This is a genomic window from Terriglobales bacterium, from assembly GCA_035561515.1.
GTDB lineage: Bacteria > Acidobacteriota > Terriglobia > Terriglobales > Acidobacteriaceae > DATMXP01.
In genome coordinates, this window is the sequence record DATMXP010000016.1 from 58,355 (window position 1) to 76,989 (window position 18,635).

Here is an 18,635-nt window from a genome sequence, read left to right on the forward strand (position 1 = left end):
TGGATATATTCTGACGAATTCTGGTGGGATTGGGCTATTTCTTTTTGGCGGCCTTGGCCTTTTTCGCTGGCGCGGCTTTTGCTGGTGTCTTCGGCGCCGCTTTGGCCGGAGCGGCAGGTGCCTTCAGCGGAGCGCGATGTACAAGTTCGTTCACCACAACCTGCTGCATCTCCAGCGAGGGAGCCGGCTTTCCCGTCCATATCTCGAACTGCCGCGCGCCTTGATGGACGAACATCTCCACGCCCGGAACAGCCGTCATGCCTTTCGCCCGCGCCATTTGCAGGAACTTCGTGTCCATCGGGTTGTACACCAGGTCGAATGCAATGCGGGCGTTCATCTCGCTCTCGTCGAGGATCGCTTTGCCGTTCCCCATTCCCACTGGTGTCGCGTTGATGATCACGTCGAACTGCTGTTTCTTTAACTCATCGCGGCGGATTGTCTTCGCCCCCGACTCGCGTGCCAGTTTCTGCGCCGTCTGCGGCGTACGGTTCAGGATGAAGACATTGGCGCCCTTTTCACGAAGGCCGAACACCGCGGCCCGCGCCGCGCCACCGGCGCCGAGCACCAGGACCTTCGATCCAGCCAGCGGAATTCGGGCCTCCAGCGGACGCGTTACGCCGGCAACATCCGTGTTGAATCCGTAAAGCTTCCCTTCCTGCGACCGGATCACCGTGTTGCATGCGCCGACCTTCTCGCATAGTGGCTCGCAGTTATCGAGATGCTTGATGATCTCCTGCTTGTACGGCATGGTGATGCTCATGCCATGGATCGGTATCTCCCTTGCGCATTTCACCAGGTCGTCGAGCGACTTGGCATGCAGCGCCAGGTAAACGGAATTCAGGTTCTCGCGGCGGAAAGCCGCATTCATCATCTGCGGCGAAAGCGAGTGTTCGATCGGGTCGCCGGCCACTCCATACACCCGCGTAGCGGCATCGACATTCTCGATCCGGTACGCATCCCGCAGCGCTTTGGCGGTCACTTGACCCGGAGCAGTTTCTTCGCCCGGGCTGAACGCGCCAAACGTGAACAGGCTGCCCGCACGCAAGCTCAATACCCGGCTTATGATCCCCTGCTCGCCCATGCACAACCCGACCATCTTGTGGTTGTGCGATTGCTCTTCCAGGAACCGCATCATCACCACGTTGTCGTGAAGGTTCGTGGCCGTGGTGACGACTTTGTAGATGTCCGCCGGAATACTCGACATCTCCGCGAACGTCTCGTTCACTTTGCGGGTGTGCTTAAAGTCGTGAAACGAAAGTATCAGTCCGGCGTAGCTCCGGATCTTGCTGAAGTCCTGCGCCTTCATTGCCGTGGCGCTCTGGAGTTCCACATCCACGAAGTGGCATCCGGCCTGTCCTGCCTTGGAAAGCAGGTCTACCTGGGCCGCCACCGAACCCTTAAACAAACCACCGTTGACCGCCCGGCGGCAGGTCCCGATCGCCGTCACGTACGTATGGGAACCGAGAAAGCTCTTGATCTTCGGCAGCGCTTGGGCAGGGGTCTTGAGGTAGTCTAACCTGAACTCAATAAAGGGGTTATCCCTCGCGACCGATTCGGCCTTGTCCAGCAGTTCGGCTGGATTGCCACCCGCCACCGCCACGCAGATGCGTGGGATGCGCAACGGCATGAGCCGCGTCGGCAAACTGGGCAGGATTGTGTTCATGGGGCCTTTTTTGAATTCCGCGCCATCTTACAGATGCACCGCCTTGGATGCAAACATTCTTAGCCTTTTTCGTCGCTAACTCCCTGATGACGTACATCTTCGGTAACTAAGCCCTGCCTTGAATCCTGCCCCGCCGTTTGCTAAGTTCCGACCGACCGGAACCCGTGTCTTTCGTCGTAGGGTATGGAGGAATTATGAAACGCGTCATCCTTGTAGCGCCGCTGCTTCTGGCTGTAGTGGCCGTCGCTCAACAGGCACCACAGCCACCCAAGCCGGCGTTCCAGTCCAATCTCGTGGAACGCGCTCAGGCGCCTACCTACTCTGACATTTACTGTTCCGGGTTCGTAACCAACGAAAACATCAACGAGCAGAACGCTGTAGCCGGCGGGGTAAACAGCCCCAATGAAACTCTCTATGGCACGGGCGCCCATATCTTCATCAACGGCTCCGGATTCCAGGAGGGCGCTCTCTACTCCATCGTTCGCCCCGTTCGCGATCCCAACCACTACGAGCCTTTTGCCGGACAGAAATCCGCTATCTCCGCGATGGGCGAGACCTACGCTGACATCGGACGCATTCGCGTTGTCGCCCTACGCGGCAGCATGGCCGTCGCGGAAGTTGAGTTCACCTGCCAGAGCATAACCGTTGGTGACTTCGCCATTCCGTTCCGTGAACATGGCCCCGTTGCCTTCCGCAAGAACACCACCATGGAACGCTTCCCTAGCGGCCCCGGACGCGTCAGCGCCCGCATCGTGCTCGCTCGCGAGTTTGACACCATGGTTGGCACCGGCCAGAAGGTCTACATCAATGCGGGAGCCGACAAAGGCATAAAGGTCGGCGATTACTTCCGCGCGGTGCGCGGCAATGATCCTGCCAAGATCGACCCCGTTGATGCCACCGCCATGAAAGCCCCAGTCGGCGACGACACTCAGGTCCATGCCGGAAAAGTCAACAAAGCAATCGCCGCTCAGATGCCTCTACGCAATCTCGGCCAGATGATCGTTCTCAACGTTACGCCCACCAGTTCCACCGCCATGATTACCAATGCGCTGGAACCGATCCAGGTTGGCGACCAGGTTGAACTCGAGAACGAAGGCGGCCAGTAAACACTCTCTATACCCACAACGGCGCCTGCGGGCGCCGTTTCCTTTTGCCCGAACCAGCCTCCATATCACTGCCATCTAACTCTGCCGGAGCTATATTCCCCCACATGTCCTGCCAGATAACGCCCATGTCTCACCGGGACGTCCGCTCCGTCGTACGCATATTTAACTACTACGTGGAGCACTCCTTCGCGGCGTACCCGGAATCCCCGGTTGCGGAGGAACCATTTCAGGAATTGCGTAAAGCCGCCCATCTCGCGCTCGTCGCAAAGCATGCAGGGGACGTCGTCGGATTCGCGATTATGCGCCCCTTTCACCATGCAAGCACCTTTCAGCGCACGGCCGAGGTCAGCTACTTCATCGACCCGGAGCACACCGGCCAACATCTCGGCTCAATTTTTCTGGAAAAGCTGATCGAAAACGCCCGAACCTTGCATATCGACTGGCTGCTCGCCAGTGTCAGTAGTCGCAATGAGGGTAGCCTCGCCTTCCACCGCAAGCATGGCTTCGAGGAATGCGGACACTTCCGCGATATCGGGCGAAAGAACGGACAGGACTTCGGTATCGTCTGGTTTCAGAAAAGAATCTGATTACCGGCGGCGATAGAAGATGTTGAACTCGAACCCCTGGTTTGGCGGAAAATGTTCCGCCACATTCCGCAGACGCTCCGCCAGCGGATTCGGAGCCAGCAACGGATACTCTCTTTCCCGCAGGTCGTAGTAATCCACATCCGTGAACGTCGACAGCATGTAAATCGCGACCGCGTCCGAGAACGCCGCGCTGAAATACTCATTCTTCGCACGTTCGGTGTCGCCTACATTGCTGGTGGCAGCTTTGCGGAACTCCCACGCATCCAGGCCCGTCTCGCCGCGCTGGCGCTCTTCCACCTGCTTCCACACCATCTCCGAGAAATCGTTCGGCACGCCTGCGCGCTCCACGAATGCATGCGCGACATTGATGTAGAACTCAAAGGCCAGCGAGAACTTGTCATCCATCAGCCGGCTGGATATGAACACGCATTGCGAGTCGCCGAGGTTCAGGTTCCGATGGCATACAGCCCGGTCGCTCAAACCCACGTCGTAGCGATCCGCGATCACCGTCTCGTCGCCTTCGCTCACCGTCAGCGGGACGAAGTAATACGCCTTGCGCGTCAGCGAGGCAGCCACCGGACGCGGCACCGCCGCCACCATTCGCTCCACATCCTGCGCAGCCACCGTAGTGTTGTTCAGGATGGCATAGCAGACGCCATTACTCGCCTGCGACACCGGTGTCTGTCGCACCACTTCTGCGGGACTGATCGTCGTTGCTTGAATGACCTCGGACATCACCGACATTTTAGCCTACTCCATCTCCGCCTTTGCGAAGTCGTACAATAGCAGGTTGGAGTTCCTGATTTGAAATCCGTCCTGAAATCCGTGCTCCTCGCCTTCGTCGGCACGGGGCTGTTCTTCTTCTTCCTCATGATGGGGGTAGTCCCGATCATGGCTACCATCGCCCGCATGACCGGTGATGTTTCCAGCAGGTCGGTCGTGGTCGATCCCGGTGTCTTTTTCCGGACCTGGGGCATTCCCCTTGCCGTGGTCGCCTTCCTGATCTGCTTTGCCGTGGGCATGTACCGGTTCCGGCGGCTCGAGCATCCCACTTTCAAAGCTGCGGGACGGAACTAGCCAGTGTCACTGAAAAGTATTCTCGCCACCACCTTCGGGGTCATCTTCCGAGTTCTTCTGATTACCGGCATCTTCACCCTGATCGGCTTTGCTGTTGGCCTGTTCCTGGGGATCGCCGCCAGCATGCTCTACGGTGTCCTCCGCCACACTCACCCCGACATGACCATGGCTTACCGCTTTGTAGCTGTCCCTTTCGCATTGATGGCTCTCGTGATAACGTTTTGTGTGATGCTGTACACCGAGATCCGCCGCCTGCGCCGTCCCCTGGAGTTCTCGCGGACCTCTGCCTTTCGGCGAACATCCTAGCCCCCTCCTGTTTGCCTCTGTCCTAATCAGTTCGTTACACTCGCAAGTTTGCGGTTCTCGTAAAGGATTCATATGTCAGACAACATCCGGCTGAAGCTCCCTGATAACAGCGTAAAAGAAGTTCCCAAGGGCACCACTGCCCTCGATGTCGCCAAGTCCATTTCGCCCCGTCTGGCGCAAGCCGCCATCGCCGCGCAGATTCGCCCCGCCTCCAACGGCAACGAGCCCAGGCTCGTGGACCTGACCCGTCCGCTTGAGTCCGACGCCGAGATTCGCATCCTCACCGACCGCGATCCCGAATCGCTCGAAGTGTTTCGTCATTCCTCGGCACACCTGCTCGCCGCCGCTGTCCTTGAACTCTTCCCCGAAACCAAGCTCGGACACGGCCCGGCCACCGAGAACGGATTCTTCTACGACTTCTATCGTCCAACTCCGTTTACTCCCGAGGACCTGGAAAAAATCGAGAAGAAAATGCAGGAACTCGTCGAGCAGGACATCCCCTACGCGCAGGAGTTTCTGCCCCGCGACGAAGGCCTCGCGCAGTTCAAGCAAGAAGGCGACTTCATGAAGTGCCACTTCATCGAGCAGTTCACCAAGCCCGATGAGAAGATCTCGATCTACCGCACCGGCAAGTTCACCGACTTCTGCCGCGGACCACACGTCCCCTCGACGGGCAAGATCAAGGCATTCAAGCTGCTGAACATCGCCGGTGCCTACTGGCTCGGCGACGAAAAGAATCCGCAGCTCCAGCGCATCTACGGCACCTCGTTTTATTCGAAGAAGGACCTCGACGAGTACATCAAGCAGCAGGAAGAAGCCAAGAAGCGCGACCATCGCGTGCTTGGCAAGCAGCTTGATCTGTTCTCTATTCAGGAACTCGCCGGCCCTGGCCTCATCTTCTGGCACCCCAAGGGCGGCATCATGCGCAAGCTGATGGAAGACTGGATGCGCGACGAATATCTCCGCCGCGGCTATTCACTCGTCTACACGCCGCATGTCGCACGCCGCCAGCTCTGGCAGACTTCCGGCCATGAAGGCTTCTACGCGCAGAACATGTTCGACACCATGGAACTCGATGATGCCGAATATCGCATGAAGCCGATGAATTGCCCGTTCCACATCCTCATCTACGCCGACTCGCTCAAGTCGTACCGCGACCTGCCCGTCCGCCTTGGCGAACTCGGAACGGTGTATCGATACGAGCGCTCCGGCGTCATGCACGGACTGCTTCGTGTGCGCGGCTTTACGCAAGACGATGCCCACATCTTCTGTACCCCCGAGCAGGTCGAAGACGAAATCGGCGGATGCGTTGACTTCGCTATCGCAGTCCTGAACGCCTACGGTTTCGATAAGTTCCAGGTCGAGCTTTCCACTTGGGACCCGAATGATCGAAAGAGTTTCGCCGGATCGGACGAACAGTGGAACCACGCCACCAGTTCACTCGAAAAAGTCCTCGGTCAACGTGGCATTCCCTACAAGACCATCCCCGGTGAAGCCGCATTTTACGGTCCGAAGATCGACGTCAAGTTGGTCGACGCCATCGGCCGCCTGTGGCAGCTCTCGACCGTTCAGTTCGACTTCAACCTTCCCGCGCGCTTCGGCCTCGAGTACGTCGGTGAAGACGGTCAACGTCACCAGCCCGTCATGGTCCACCGCGCCCTTTACGGATCAGTTGAGCGCTTCTTCGGTGTGCTGATCGAGCACTATGCCGGCGCATTCCCGGTATGGCTCTCGCCGGTACAGGTCGTGATGGTGCCCATCGCCGAGCGCCACACCGAGTACGCCAATAAAGTTGCTGACCAGTTGAAGGAGATTGGCATTCGCGTGGAAGTGGACGCCCGCAACGAGAAGATGAACGCGAAGATCCGCGAGCACGCGCTCCAAAAAGTCCCGTTCATGCTGGTCGTCGGCGACAAGGAAGCCGAAGCCAATCAGGTGAACGTGCGCACCCGCGGTCACGAAAAGACCGAAACCATCTCGACCGCGGACTTCATCAGCCGAATCAAGAAGCTGGTGGACGAAAAAGCGCCGACGGTCTAGCGCTTCTCACCGACAGAGAATTCCGGGTTAGCAGTGACTGCTGACCCGGTTCGTTTTTGTGCGTATCCCGGAAAAGCCGCTAACGTCTAGGGCTCGAATTTTCGAGGCGTTTCATGGTCAACGTGCCGCTACCCTGGCACTCTTCCTTCTCGCCAGTGATCACATACGTGCCAGTCACGTTTCTCGCATCGGCCGCTAGCGTCCCGGAGCCTGCCACGCCATTGGTGCCGGCGGTTATGTAGAACGTCACCGTTCTACTGCCGGCGTCGTAGCTGACGGCCTTCTGCGCACTGGTTGTGATGCATCCATTGCTGGACGTAATGGTCAGCGTGTTGAAGGTGAGACCGCCGTTTTGGTTGGTGTCAGCGGTCATATTGAAACTCATAGGCGCTGAACTGCCGGTCGTCGGCGTTAAAGATGCTGACCACATACCTTCAAATGTTTTTTCGCTTCCGCAGCCGGCGAGGAGCAGAGCTGTGGCGATGAACAGGGTGAGACCGAATGTTTTCATCGGTGTCCTAAATTTGCTGCAAGATTGCGTTCCGTGGACGTCGCGGGACAACATTCCCGGATAGCCGCACGTCTCAGAATCCTTGAGTCAGCAATTAACGACAGTGATGAAGATCACATTAACGGCGTGTTTACACCCAGATGTACAACTTTAGTAACGACAACGTGATAGTTTTCCCGATTTGGAACTCCTTGCAACTCCTCTGCCGTTACTACACACAGGGCAGGAACCCCGGCCGCACGCGCCGCCGGGGTTTGCGTTGGTAGGTCGACTACGCAGCTTTTCTCAAACTCTCAATCGCACTTGGCGGAAGCGCCTTGGCCTCCAGCAGATCCTGCTCGGACTCATACGGCCGGTTCTGAATAATTCTCGTCGCCAGCACCGGGCCAATCCCCTCGATCTCGATCAGCCGCTCGTGCGGCCATTCATTCAGAATTGTCAGCAGATTTCCGTTTCCTGACTTCTCCTTCAACTCCGAAATCTTGCCAGCCGCTCGCTCCAGTTTCTCTCGCCCTTGCTTCACCATCGGATCCAGGCTGTCGTGAACGTCCTTCAGCACCGGCTCCATACGCTCCCCGGCGTCCTCAACGCGTTCTCGAACACCGTCGAAACGCTCACGCGCTGTATCCAGCAAATGCTCACGCAACTCCGCTCCCCTGCGAGGCGCAATCAGCATTCCGATGGCACTCCCAATGCCTAAGCCAGCCAGGAACAATCTCATAGCCCACCTTCTTGATTAGGTCGTTAGCTCTAGCGATGATTTCTTGGAACGCAGATTCGTTCACGGGGTTTGCTGGCGTTGCTCTGAACACCTCCTCAATTAAGATGGAAGCTGCACATGCTCCGCACTCGTCGTCAGCACATGATCGCCGTCGTAACCATTGCCCTCGTTGCGATCATCTTCGGCTGCGGATTCGCTGCCATGCAGACGTTGCTGCGTGGTGGTCTCAGTGTTGGCGCTTCCATCAGCGTCCGGTTCCTGCTTGGGCTGCTCGGGCTTTCTGTATTCCTGAAGTGGAAGCGCGTCCAATTTGATCGTGTTTCGTTTCGTGACGGAGTGGTTCTCGGTTTGATCCTGGTAGGTATCTTCTGGCTCCAGACCGATGGCCTCCGCTTCACCACCACCGCTAAGTCCGGACTTATCACTTCGCTGTACGTGCCGCTCACGCCCGTGATTCTCGTCTTCATGGGACAACGGGTAAAACTCTCCCATGGATTCGCTGCTCTGGTCGCCGGTATCGGTTTGTACCTGCTCGTCCACGTACCTGGCTCGCTCTGGGGCGGATGGAATCGCGGTGACTTCGAGACTCTCGCCTGTTCCGTCCTGTGCGCGTTGCACGTGATCTACACCGCAAAGTTTTCGCGCCGCTCGCAAGCCCTGGTGCTCGCCTGGACGCAGGTCGGCGTCACCGGTGTCGTTTCAGCTCTCATCACCGTCTTCCTCCCTGCTCCCCATGGATTTCAAACCACATGGGCCGGACTTCAGCGGATCGACGTCCTCGTCGCCCTCGCTTTCATGGTCTGTCTCACGACCGTCTTTTGCTTCTGGGCGATGAGCGCCATGCAGCGGTACCTTTCCGCGACAGAAGCTTCCGTGGTTTATAGCTTCGAACCCGTTGTCGCTACTCTGGTCGGCGTCTATTGGGTCGGAGAAGAGTTCCTGCCATCTCAGTTCGCTGGTGCCGTGCTGATTCTTTTCGCCATCATCACCGCCGAAGTCCTGCCCCGCCTGCTAGCCCGCTTTCGTCCAGAAGAACTGGCCGAATCTGCAGCGGATTAACTTTCTTACCTCACTGCAAAGTACTTGGATACAACGCTAAGATGTAGGCGGCTCGTGCCAGAATTGGACCGAGGAAAGCGGTAATCGGTTGTGAAGAGAATGAGCCTGATAGGAAACATCATGAAGCATCTCGCCTTAATTTCGCTCTTGCTGGTCCCAATGGCATCTTTCGCGGGCACGAAACCGGCCCATCCTGAAATGCTCGTGTCTACTGACTGGCTGGCCAATCACCTAACGGAGAAGAATCTTGTCGTCGTACACATCGGGCCGAAAGTCGCCGAGTACGACGAGGGCCACATCCCTGGTGCGCGCTTCCTTCCCACCGAGAAAATTGCCGCCGAAAAGAGTTCCGTTAAAAACGAACTGCTCGCCACCGAGCAACTGGTCGTGAACCTCGAAGCGCTCGGCATCAGCAATAAATCGCGCGTCGTCATCTACACCGGCCCTGAGACCGCCACCCACGCCACTCGTCTCTACTGGACACTCGACTACCTCGGCATCGCCAAGAAGGCCTCTCTCCTCGATGGCGGACTCGCCAAGTGGAAATCAGAAAACCGTCCGCTGTCCAAAGAAGCAACCATCGTCGCCAAGCGTGGTGTGATCAGGCCGAAGCTCCAACCGAAACTCATCGCTCACCTCGACGACGTCACTGCCGCCAGCCAGAATAAGTCCCAGGCCGTTCTCGTCGACTCCCGCCCCGAAAACCGCTATCACGAAGGCCATATCCCCGGAGCCATGCCGCTCTTCTGGGGACACACTGTGGCTTCTGCGTCGCGTACCGATTTCCTCAATCTGGACGACATCCGCAAAGCCTACGAGAGTGCCGGCATCAAGCCCGGTTCCAAACTCATCACTTACTGCGAGAGTGGTTTCCAGGCTACGCACGGTTACTTCACCGCGAAGTATCTTGGCTACGACGTAAAGATGTATGACGGCTCGTTCCAGGAGTGGAACGATCTGAAGAAACAGCCTGTTGTCACCGGGGACAAGCCCCAATAGCTCACGGCAGCATCAGTTGCCACGAAACGCCGAAGCGGTCGTTGACCCACGCAAACAGCCGGCTGAAGCCGTAGTTGCCCAGTGGCATCAACTCGCCACCGCCGCTCGCCAGTTCGGCGGACAGCTTCTTGATCTGTGCTTCGTCTTCGCAGGTTACGAACATCGAAAGCGACGGCGTAAACGTGAACCCGTGCTTCACGAAGCTGTCGGAACAAAGGACCGTTTGGCCCGCGATCACAAACGACGCAATCATCACGGTCCCTTCTGGGCCGGGTTGGCCTGGACCGTACTTCACCATTTCCGTCACTTTGCCGTCGGCAAAAAGCGAAATGTAGAAGTTCATCGCCTCTTCCGCCCTTCCCTCGAACATCAGGAACGGCCTGACAGTTGTTGACATCCGTCATCCCCCACGCGTGAGTTGAATTAACATAACGGCGTGCTCCGTAGCTTACACGATTACATCAAGCGTCACGCCTTGCTCAAGCCGGGCGACCGCGTCGGTGTAGCCGTTTCCGGAGGAGCTGATTCCGTTGCTCTCCTCCGCTGGTTTCTCGACTTCCGCGCTGAACTCGGCGTCGTGCTCTCCGTGGTGCACTTCAACCACAATCTTCGCGGAGACGAATCCCGTGGCGACGAACAGTTTGTCTCCGACCTCGCCCGGAACTTCGACCTCCCGTTCCATCGCGCCGAAGCCGACACCCGAACCTACGCCCGCGAAAAAGAACTCTCCATCGAAGCCGCCGCCCGGGAACTTCGCTACAAGTTTTTCGGGACGCTGATCAAAGACGGCATGCTCGACAAAGTCGGCACCGCCCACACACTCGACGACCAGGCCGAAACCGTCCTGCTCCGCATCTTCCGCGGTACCGGCACCAGCGGACTCGCCGGCATCCTGCCGAAGCTCAAAGTCGGCAATGGCGCGATCATCCGCCCCCTTCTCAGCACCCGTCGCGCCGACGTGCTCCAGCACCTTGCCGAATGGAATCAAACCTGGCGCGAAGACTCCACGAATACCGAAACCACCTTCACCCGCAACCGCGTCCGGCACCAACTCATTCCGTTCCTCGAACAGAGCTTCAATCCCGAGATCGACGAAGCCCTCTCCAACCTCGCCGAGATCGCCCGCGCCGAAGACGAGTTCTGGTCCGCACAAACCGCCGACGCCTTCATGAAGTGCTTCCGAAACGGAGCCCTCCTCATTGACGAACTGCTGAAGCTGCCCGTGGCCCTCCAGCGCCGCGTCCTCCGTCTCGCCGCCATGCAGCGCGGAGCACAACTCGACTTCCTCCACAGCGAGCGCATCCTCGACCTCGTCACCAGTAAATCGCGCGAGCAGCGCATCGTCGAACTCCCCAACTCGTTTCGCGCCATCCTCAGCGCAAACGATCTCCGCTTCGAAACCGCCGCGGCCCAAGCGAAGAACTGCGGCTACAGTTACAACCTGCCTATCCCCGGTGAAGTCGCCATCCCCGAATTGCGCATCCTCCTTCGCGCCAAGGTAGTAACCGACGCCGCCACCCCAACCGACTATAATGGCGACCGCAGGCTAGCCCTCGATCAACTGGCGTCGCACCTCGTGGTTCGCAACTGGCGTCCCGGAGACCGTTTCTGGCCCGCGCATACCCGATCCGAAAAGAAGGTCAAGGAACTTCTTCAGGAACGTCACCTCGCCTCCCGTGAAAAGTCTCTATGGCCGGTGGCAGTTTCAGGAGAATCCATCGTCTGGATGCGCGGCTTCCCGGTTTCCTCCACCCTTGCGGCTCGCGGCGGTGTCGCCGTCGAAATCGAAGAACTGCCGCTTTCTCCCGACGCTTAGCCTGCAAGGGCCGAAACTACATTCGAGGTATTTTGGTGCAAGCTAACATTGGCATTCCGGGAACCCTGAAGCCGGTCCTCACCGCCGACCAGATCCAGCGCCGCGTCATCGATATGGCGCGCCAGATCAACACCGACTACGCCGGACGCACCCTCAACGCTGTCTGCGTTCTCGAAGATGGCTTCGTCTTCATGGCCGACCTCGTCCGTCACCTCGATATTCCCGTCATCTGCCAGTTCCTGAAGCCCTTCATCCACGAAGTCCAGCAGGGAGACATGATGACCACCGAAATCAAGTTCGCCCCCGAAGTCGACGTCCAGGGCGGCGATGTCATCCTCTTCCAGGGACTGCTCCAGTCCGGCATTACCACCGAATTCCTTATCCGCAATCTCACCACCCGTGGCGCCAACTCCGTCAAAGTCGCCACTCTCCTCGACCGCCAGACCGGCCGCCGCGTCATGCTCCAGCCCGACTATTTCGGCTTCCTCGTCGACGAAAACTACCTTTTTGGCTACGGCCTGGGTAATCCCAAAATGGGAAGAAACCTGCCTTTTGTCGCCACTACTACCGAAGCTGCTTCCCAAAAATCCGTGAAGTAGCCCACCTTTTGAACCTTAGTACCGCAAATTCCGACCCGTTCGGGGAATTTCCCGTTTCGGGCGGGTTACAATCTAGGGTACGGAATTCGCTGAGACGAATCCGGGGCCGGGGCATCTAAGTTATTGCAGAAAGAGGCGACGGCCCGACGTGTCTTCGGACACACAGGTTTAGGAGCATTAGGTGAATTCAACAGTTAAGACGGTAGTCTTTTGGCTCGTCATTGTTTTATGCGGTGTCCTGCTCTGGCAGGTGGTCACTTCCAGTAAGGGCGGTGCGAAGGAAGCCGAAGTCAGCTTCTCGCAATTCCTGTCCGACGTCGATGCGACCAAGGTGAAGGAAGTCACCATCACCGGCACGGAAGTCCACGGAAAGTTCACCGACGGTGGCGCTTTCCGCACGACCGTTCCAGCCAACTACCCCGATATGTATAAGGCCCTTCGTGAAAAGGGCGTCTCCACAACAGTTCGTGAAGTGCAGGGCGGAGGCTGGCCCACGTGGCTGCTCAACCTCGCTCCGCTCATCCTGCTCGGTGCACTCTGGTTCATCATGATCCGCCAGATGCAGACCGGCGGAAACAAGGCTCTCAGCTTCGGCAAATCTCGCGCGCGCCTGCTCTCCATGCAGCAGAAGAAAGTCACCTTCAAAGACGTCGCCGGTGTTGACGAAGCTAAGGAAGAACTCCGCGAAATCATCGAGTTCCTCCGTGAAGCCCAGAAGTTCCAGAAGCTCGGCGGACGCATCCCCAAGGGCGTGCTCCTCGTCGGACCTCCCGGAACCGGTAAGACCTTGCTCGCCCGCGCCGTAGCCGGCGAAGCCAACGTTCCGTTCTTCTCCATCTCCGGCTCCGACTTCGTGGAAATGTTCGTTGGCGTGGGCGCCAGCCGTGTTCGCGACCTGTTCGAGCAGGGCAAGAAGAATGCCCCCTGCATCATCTTCATCGACGAAATCGATGCCGTCGGTCGTCACCGTGGCGCAGGCCTCGGCGGCGGGCACGATGAGCGCGAGCAGACCCTCAACCAGTTGCTCGTCGAGATGGACGGCTTCGAATCCAACGAAGGCGTCATCCTCATCGCCGCTACCAACCGTCCCGACGTTCTCGACCCGGCGCTGCTCCGCCCCGGCCGTTTCGACCGCCGCGTTGTGGTTCCGCGCCCCGACGTTCGCGGACGCGAAGAGATCCTCCGCGTTCACTCGCGCAAGATTCCTCTCGCCGAAGATGTCGATTTGTCAGTCCTCGCCCGCGGCACACCGGGCTTCTCCGGAGCCGATCTGGCGAACCTTGTGAACGAAGCTGCCCTGTTAGCCGCCCGCCAGAATCGCAAGACGGTCACCATGTACGACTGCGAACTGGCCAAGGACAAGGTCCTCATGGGCGCCGAGCGCAAGTCCATGATCCTCTCCGACGAGGAGAAGAAGGTCACGGCCTATCACGAAGCCGGACACGCTCTCGTCGCCGTGATGTCCGATCACTCGGACCCGCTGCACAAGGTCACCATCATCCCGCGCGGTATGGCGCTGGGCGTGACCATGCAGCTCCCGATCGACGACAAGCACACCTACACGAAGAACTACCTCACCACGCGCCTCGCCATCATGATGGGCGGCCGCCTCGCTGAGGAACTGTTCCTCGACACCATGACCACCGGTGCCGGCAACGACATCGAGCAGGCCAGCGAACTGGCCCGCAAGATGGTTTGCGAGTTCGGCATGAGCGACCTCGGCCCGCTCACTTTCGGCAAGAAGGAAGAGCAGATCTTCCTCGGTCGTGAAATTAACCAGCACCGTGACTACTCGGAAGAGACCGCGATCCGCATCGACGCCGAAGTTAAGCGCTTCATCGACAACGGCTATAACGCGGCCCGCGAGATCCTCTCCAACAATCGCGAAGTGCTCACCCGCATCGCCATGGCTCTGCTCGAGCGCGAAGTTCTCGACGCCCAGGAGATCAAGCTGATCATCGAAGGCAAGGAACTTCCGGCTCGTCCGTCCTCGCACGACGACGGCGGCGTCCAGCAGGTGCTGAAACCGGCGCCCGGCTCTCAGCCCGGCATCGTCCCCGGCGAACGCCCCAGCCACGCATAAACCGAGTTACCTTCAAAGCCGGTCCCGAAACGGGATCGGCTTTTTCTTTTGCCGCAGCATGAAAGAGATTTACGTGGGGGCTTCGATCCTAACCTCGCATGGCGGCGAGGTGACACAAACATTAGGCCAAGGCGTGAGCCTTGGGTTGACGCCACAACCAAATATTCACCAACTTCATGCCACCTTCAGCCGGGCTCGTGAGCGAGGACTTGCCTGGACGGTGATCTTTATGTCCTGCCCGAGCAGCAGTAGGAAGCGCATCAGTCGTTCCAGCGAAAATCCCGAGAGCCGTCCGCGCACGAGCGCCGACACTTTCGGCTGATCCACCCCTAGCCGCTTCGCCAGTTCCACCTGTGTGAGTCCCTTCGCCTGCATCACCGCCGTGATTTTCTGCGCCAGTTCTGCCTTCGCCAGAGCTTCTTCCGAACTCGGCAGCCCAAGATCGGCGAAGACGTTGCCACTGCCAACCTCGTAGCCCGCTTTCCGTTTTGCCAGCCGTTTCATAAATGACGCGACTATATGCCAGTACTGGCATATAGGTCAAAACTCGCAAACGGCAGTTGCCGAAGTCGATGTGATTGAGCGGGCAAGTGCCATTCGGATTTGGCACCCTCGGGCTGGTGGCCTCGCTTTCACCTTTCTTTGTTTCACTTCTCCGAGACCGTTTCGTGCCCCACCTTAACGTCCCGCTGTTGGGACGTTAAGGTGGGAGACCACCGCTCCCGATCCCGGAGGGTTGTAGGTTAACGACACCAAACGTTCCAGTTTCATCACACCGACATGCACAGCACATAACCCGCGACGCAGTCCCGGGCAAACGAAGAACGTTGGTCTTTGTCATTCCGAGGCTCCGCCGAGGAATCCCTTACCCTTCTACCGAGACGTCCGGTCCCATATTGGGATATGAGCGGTAACCACGGTTATCAAGGGTAATCTGGCCTTCCCAGCGTTGTTGGAACTAGGATCAAACTTGCGGTGTCATTACGAGTATGACTCGACTTCGCTTCGCAATCCTGCTACCGGTTCTCTTTGTATTGCTCACGTCTTTTCTTTGGTTCTGGTCGCGGGCACAGTACAAGGCATTCATTCGAACGACAATAACAGCCAACGAGTCGTCGCCTGAGTGGCAGGATTGGCCAGAGGTCTGGACGGATTACACTCCGGCACCTTTGCAACTCGCCGGAGCACTAAACGTACCCGTCGCAACTTTTGCACATCCCATGTATTCGTTAGTTCACAGCGATGTTAAGGTGTTGAAGTTACTGGCGCTGCTTCTTGGCGTCGCCACGCAATGGGGTTACGTCGGATGGACGTGGGATGTCCGATCACCTCGTCGCAACAGATGGCCTACACGAATAACGGCGGCGCTCGGAATCCCGTTCAGCGTGTTTTTACTGCCCGCTTCATTCTCTATGTATCATGTCGGCGTCGTTTATCAGGCTTCGGCCGTTCTTTGGGCTGGAGCAATCTTCTGGCATTCGGTACGAGTGCTAAGGCGAAATGACAGGAATTTTCCGATAAGGCCTCTAACGTGAGACGGTTCTGTTACATCATCGCTTTATGGGCCTGTGCTGCGGCTCTATGCCAGAACACCGAATCCCCTCGAGAACCTCACAGCATCAAGCTGGAGAACACAGGTCATGGCTACTGGAAGGAGGGTAGGCCATTCCTTCTTAGGACGTATGTGACTTCCGACGGCACAAGGGCTGACCTAACGTTTCTGACCTTCCACTCGTTGCGCGAGGCGAACCAGTACATCGCTGCCTTCCTGGATTCCCACGCGAAGGTGATCTATCGAGCGCGTAACAAGGACACCAAAGGACAGGTCATCGGTGAGCGAATTGTCGCTGTAAGGGAGGTATCCGGCAAGAAAGACTTTACTCTTATCAGGCGAGTTGGGCTGAACGGCTATTTTATTGTCTCTTCCTGCTTAACCTCAGCAATAGAAGTTGAACAAGAAGCAGTCACGGAATAGGGTGGGTTTGGGATTGTGAGCGGCACGCCGGGCTTATCGATGAACTCTTTTCCGGGCGTACCCCAGCGCCAGTAAGGCGGATGCCCACCCCACGAACGCCGGCTGAAAATCGCCCGATGACCCGATCACCCGATCACAAATCACTCCGCCTTCCAAATCACCGACGCATGCGGCCTCAACTTCACCTCGATCTTCTTCGTCTTCCCCAGATTTCTCTTCTCCCACAGATCACGCACGCGATAATTGCCATCCGGCAGTCCCGCGTCCTTCCACGCCCGATCGACCGCCAGTTCCTTGTCGCCGATGTTGAACACCGCCACGTAATATCCCTTCCCATTCACCGGACGTGCCGTCCACACCACCAGGTCGCCATCCCGCAGGGCCTGCCGGTTCTCCTGCGACCTCTGATCGACCCCCATCACCTCGGCGTTCGTCAGCAGCGACCGGGTCCAGTCGTCCAGTTCCAGCAGGTTCCCGCCCATCATCAGCGGAGACCTTGAGACCGACCACAGCGTCATCATCGTCCGCTGTTCATCCTGTGTGAACCGCGATTTCCGCGGCTCGCCCGCTCCCGGACTCGGCCCCAGCCACCCCAGCGGCAGCATGTCCGAATCGGGCCAGCGACCCGTGTTGATATGCGGCGCCCATTTTGCCGCCGTCTCGAACTGGTCGAACAAACTCTGCGACCACTCATGCCCCTGCCACTTGCCCCAGTGGTCCCAGAAGTCGTCGCACGTCCGCCACATCTGCGCGTACTTCGCCACTTCATCCGCGTGCTCGATCGCCGTCGGCCCCGGCGACAAACTCAGCACCATCGGCCGCCCCGACTTCCTGATCGCCTCGCTTATCATCCGGATCTCCGCCGGCTTATACGGATGGTCCGCAATGCAGTCCACCTTCACAAAATCCACGTCCCACGACGCATACAGCTTGAAGATCGAATCGTAGTAAGCCTGCCCGGCCTCGTTGTCCTTCGCGCCGTAGTTGTACGCGTTCCACGGACACAGGTCCTGGCGGTCCGCCGCATCGCCTGCCGCCAGCTTTGAACCGGCAATCGGCAGGTTCTTGTCAGCCGCCTGCTTCGGAACCCCGCGCAGGATATGTATCCCGAGCTTCAACCCCAGCGAATGAACGTAATCCGCCAGTGGCTTGAACCCTTTTCCGTCCGCCGACGAAGGAAACCGCACCGGATCCGGAACGAAGCGCCCATCCTCCGTCAGGTTGAAACGGTATTGCTTCGGATCGTCCTTCGGATTCGGGATGTACCACCCTTCATCGATCACCACGTCCTGCCAGCCGTACCGCTTCAATTCCTTCGCCATCACCTCGGCCGTTGCGCGCACCTCGCTCTCGGTGATCGTGCGCCCAAACGAGTCCCAACTGTTCCACCCCATCGGTGGAGTCGGCGCAATCCCGGTCTGCGCAAACGCGCAGGCGCTGATACAGACAAGAATGAATGCCGAAAAAACTGCGCTCCTCATGATGTCCCTCGCAAATACGCGACGTTACGGCACGCCCGCGCTCGGGCGCGAAACCCTGACTCTAATCGCCCGATGACCCGATCATCAATGGCCCGATTCGCTCTTTCCCGTTATGGGAAAAACCTTGTCAAGTGGGTCTGCGCCTCCGTTTCCCCGCAAGTTCCTGATTTAACGGCAAATATAAATCTGAAAACCTTGGCATGATGCCCCCACCCAAGTTGCTATTCTGAAAATGTGGGTGGTGAGTCGTGTGTAGGGCGGACACTCCTGTCCGCCGCAGTTGCTTTTTGGCTGTGAAGGAGGACGTCAGCTCGTCTCACCACCTTTGCTTTTTTGTTTGTCATTCTGACCCTGACGCTGAAACGCAGTGAAGCGGAAGGGGAAGAATCCCTATCGTCACCACATGAGTTTCGTTCGGAGGTTCTTCATGATCCCCCGTCTTGCAGGTCCACCACTGACCCGCATGACTGACAAACTGAGTAGAGGAGAACACAACATCTAGTGCTCAAAGCTAAGTTCTTTGTTTTCAAATCTGCGCCGTAACTGGCTGCAAAATCATCAACTTACAAGTCCTTTGTTTTCATAGTCCGTCGTGCAAGTGCTTTGTTTTCT

18 protein-coding genes are annotated in these 18,635 nt (G+C 58.0%); 11 read left to right on the forward strand and 7 right to left on the reverse strand.

Annotation, left to right across the window (positions count from 1 at the left end):
* Positions 1 to 34: 34 nt before the first annotated feature.
* Complete coding sequence (gene aroE / locus VN577_06590; GenBank protein ID HWR14476.1) at positions 35 to 1,663, reverse strand: shikimate dehydrogenase; 1,629 nt, start codon at positions 1,661 to 1,663, stop codon at positions 35 to 37.
* 194 nt (positions 1,664 to 1,857) lie between these two features.
* On the opposite strand from aroE, the gene VN577_06595 reads away from it, so the two are divergent.
* Together VN577_06595 and VN577_06600 are read left to right on the forward strand one after the other, a co-directional pair.
* On the forward strand, positions 1,858 to 2,769 hold the full coding sequence (locus VN577_06595; GenBank protein ID HWR14477.1) for a hypothetical protein: 912 nt from the start codon (positions 1,858 to 1,860) through the stop codon (positions 2,767 to 2,769).
* A 125-nt stretch (positions 2,770 to 2,894) separates the two neighbouring features.
* Complete coding sequence (locus VN577_06600) at positions 2,895 to 3,356, forward strand: GNAT family N-acetyltransferase (GenBank protein HWR14478.1); 462 nt, start codon at positions 2,895 to 2,897, stop codon at positions 3,354 to 3,356.
* Here VN577_06600 and VN577_06605 read toward each other — a convergent pair whose 3' ends face one another.
* Positions 3,357 to 4,100: a hypothetical protein gene (locus tag VN577_06605; protein ID HWR14479.1), complete on the reverse strand. Its 744-nt coding sequence runs from the start codon at positions 4,098 to 4,100 to the stop codon at positions 3,357 to 3,359.
* A 60-nt stretch (positions 4,101 to 4,160) separates the two neighbouring features.
* Between VN577_06605 and VN577_06610 the strand changes: the two genes are divergently transcribed.
* The 3 genes from VN577_06610 to thrS all read left to right on the forward strand — a co-directional run bounded on the left by VN577_06610 (position 4,161) and on the right by thrS (position 6,779).
* Positions 4,161 to 4,433 (forward strand): hypothetical protein, encoded by a 273-nt coding sequence (locus tag VN577_06610; protein ID HWR14480.1) that lies wholly within the window; start codon positions 4,161 to 4,163, stop codon positions 4,431 to 4,433.
* Between the two features lie 3 nt (positions 4,434 to 4,436).
* Positions 4,437 to 4,739, forward strand: a complete 303-nt coding sequence (locus VN577_06615; GenBank protein ID HWR14481.1) for a hypothetical protein — start codon at positions 4,437 to 4,439, stop codon at positions 4,737 to 4,739.
* A gap of 72 nt (positions 4,740 to 4,811) precedes the next feature.
* Positions 4,812 to 6,779: a threonine--tRNA ligase gene (thrS, locus tag VN577_06620; protein ID HWR14482.1), complete on the forward strand. Its 1,968-nt coding sequence runs from the start codon at positions 4,812 to 4,814 to the stop codon at positions 6,777 to 6,779.
* A 79-nt stretch (positions 6,780 to 6,858) separates the two neighbouring features.
* On the opposite strand, the gene VN577_06625 is transcribed toward thrS, so the two are convergent.
* Together VN577_06625 and VN577_06630 are read right to left on the reverse strand one after the other, a co-directional pair.
* On the reverse strand, positions 6,859 to 7,290 hold the full coding sequence (locus tag VN577_06625) for a hypothetical protein (GenBank protein ID HWR14483.1): 432 nt from the start codon (positions 7,288 to 7,290) through the stop codon (positions 6,859 to 6,861).
* A 271-nt stretch (positions 7,291 to 7,561) separates the two neighbouring features.
* Positions 7,562 to 8,011, reverse strand: coding sequence for a YtxH domain-containing protein (locus VN577_06630; GenBank protein ID HWR14484.1), 450 nt, complete (start codon positions 8,009 to 8,011; stop codon positions 7,562 to 7,564).
* A 117-nt stretch (positions 8,012 to 8,128) separates the two neighbouring features.
* Here VN577_06630 and VN577_06635 point away from each other — a divergent pair, with 117 nt between their 5' ends.
* On the forward strand, positions 8,129 to 9,070 hold the full coding sequence (locus VN577_06635; protein HWR14485.1) for a DMT family transporter: 942 nt from the start codon (positions 8,129 to 8,131) through the stop codon (positions 9,068 to 9,070).
* 120 nt (positions 9,071 to 9,190) lie between these two features.
* On the forward strand, positions 9,191 to 10,069 hold the full coding sequence (locus tag VN577_06640; protein ID HWR14486.1) for a sulfurtransferase: 879 nt from the start codon (positions 9,191 to 9,193) through the stop codon (positions 10,067 to 10,069).
* A gap of 1 nt (position 10,070) precedes the next feature.
* Here VN577_06640 and VN577_06645 read toward each other — a convergent pair whose 3' ends face one another.
* Positions 10,071 to 10,466 carry a VOC family protein gene (locus VN577_06645; protein ID HWR14487.1) on the reverse strand — a complete coding sequence of 132 codons (396 nt, stop codon included), beginning with the start codon at positions 10,464 to 10,466 and terminating at the stop codon, positions 10,071 to 10,073.
* 39 nt (positions 10,467 to 10,505) lie between these two features.
* Here VN577_06645 and tilS point away from each other — a divergent pair, with 39 nt between their 5' ends.
* The 3 genes from tilS (at position 10,506) to ftsH (ending at position 14,567) form a co-directional block, all read left to right on the forward strand.
* On the forward strand, positions 10,506 to 11,885 hold the full coding sequence (tilS, locus tag VN577_06650) for a tRNA lysidine(34) synthetase TilS (GenBank protein ID HWR14488.1): 1,380 nt from the start codon (positions 10,506 to 10,508) through the stop codon (positions 11,883 to 11,885).
* A 35-nt stretch (positions 11,886 to 11,920) separates the two neighbouring features.
* Complete coding sequence (locus VN577_06655) at positions 11,921 to 12,484, forward strand: phosphoribosyltransferase family protein (protein ID HWR14489.1); 564 nt, start codon at positions 11,921 to 11,923, stop codon at positions 12,482 to 12,484.
* 181 nt (positions 12,485 to 12,665) lie between these two features.
* On the forward strand, positions 12,666 to 14,567 hold the full coding sequence (gene ftsH, locus VN577_06660) for an ATP-dependent zinc metalloprotease FtsH (GenBank protein HWR14490.1): 1,902 nt from the start codon (positions 12,666 to 12,668) through the stop codon (positions 14,565 to 14,567).
* 174 nt (positions 14,568 to 14,741) lie between these two features.
* Here ftsH and VN577_06665 read toward each other — a convergent pair whose 3' ends face one another.
* On the reverse strand, positions 14,742 to 15,071 hold the full coding sequence (locus VN577_06665) for a helix-turn-helix transcriptional regulator (GenBank protein HWR14491.1): 330 nt from the start codon (positions 15,069 to 15,071) through the stop codon (positions 14,742 to 14,744).
* A 1,027-nt stretch (positions 15,072 to 16,098) separates the two neighbouring features.
* Here VN577_06665 and VN577_06670 point away from each other — a divergent pair.
* On the forward strand, positions 16,099 to 16,542 hold the full coding sequence (locus VN577_06670; protein ID HWR14492.1) for a hypothetical protein: 444 nt from the start codon (positions 16,099 to 16,101) through the stop codon (positions 16,540 to 16,542).
* Between the two features lie 140 nt (positions 16,543 to 16,682).
* Here the strand turns inward: VN577_06670 and VN577_06675 are convergent, their stop codons facing one another.
* Complete coding sequence (locus VN577_06675) at positions 16,683 to 18,023, reverse strand: glycoside hydrolase family 27 protein (protein ID HWR14493.1); 1,341 nt, start codon at positions 18,021 to 18,023, stop codon at positions 16,683 to 16,685.
* Positions 18,024 to 18,635 lie beyond the last annotated feature (612 nt).

What these genes read in the sequence shown, in the direction of transcription:
- aroE (HWR14476.1), bottom strand. Translation starts at nt 1,663, where the DNA reads ATGAACACAATCCTGCCCAGTTTGCCGACGCGGCTCATGCCGTTGCGC.
- VN577_06595 (HWR14477.1), top strand. Translation starts at nt 1,858, where the DNA reads ATGAAACGCGTCATCCTTGTAGCGCCGCTGCTTCTGGCTGTAGTGGCC.
- VN577_06600 (HWR14478.1), top strand. Translation starts at nt 2,895, where the DNA reads ATGTCTCACCGGGACGTCCGCTCCGTCGTACGCATATTTAACTACTAC.
- VN577_06605 (HWR14479.1), bottom strand. Translation starts at nt 4,100, where the DNA reads ATGTCGGTGATGTCCGAGGTCATTCAAGCAACGACGATCAGTCCCGCA.
- thrS (HWR14482.1), top strand. Translation starts at nt 4,812, where the DNA reads ATGTCAGACAACATCCGGCTGAAGCTCCCTGATAACAGCGTAAAAGAA.
- VN577_06625 (HWR14483.1), bottom strand. Translation starts at nt 7,290, where the DNA reads ATGAAAACATTCGGTCTCACCCTGTTCATCGCCACAGCTCTGCTCCTC.
- VN577_06630 (HWR14484.1), bottom strand. Translation starts at nt 8,011, where the DNA reads ATGAGATTGTTCCTGGCTGGCTTAGGCATTGGGAGTGCCATCGGAATG.
- VN577_06635 (HWR14485.1), top strand. Translation starts at nt 8,129, where the DNA reads ATGCTCCGCACTCGTCGTCAGCACATGATCGCCGTCGTAACCATTGCC.
- VN577_06640 (HWR14486.1), top strand. Translation starts at nt 9,191, where the DNA reads ATGAAGCATCTCGCCTTAATTTCGCTCTTGCTGGTCCCAATGGCATCT.
- VN577_06645 (HWR14487.1), bottom strand. Translation starts at nt 10,466, where the DNA reads ATGTCAACAACTGTCAGGCCGTTCCTGATGTTCGAGGGAAGGGCGGAA.
- VN577_06665 (HWR14491.1), bottom strand. Translation starts at nt 15,071, where the DNA reads ATGAAACGGCTGGCAAAACGGAAAGCGGGCTACGAGGTTGGCAGTGGC.
- VN577_06675 (HWR14493.1), bottom strand. Translation starts at nt 18,023, where the DNA reads ATGAGGAGCGCAGTTTTTTCGGCATTCATTCTTGTCTGTATCAGCGCC.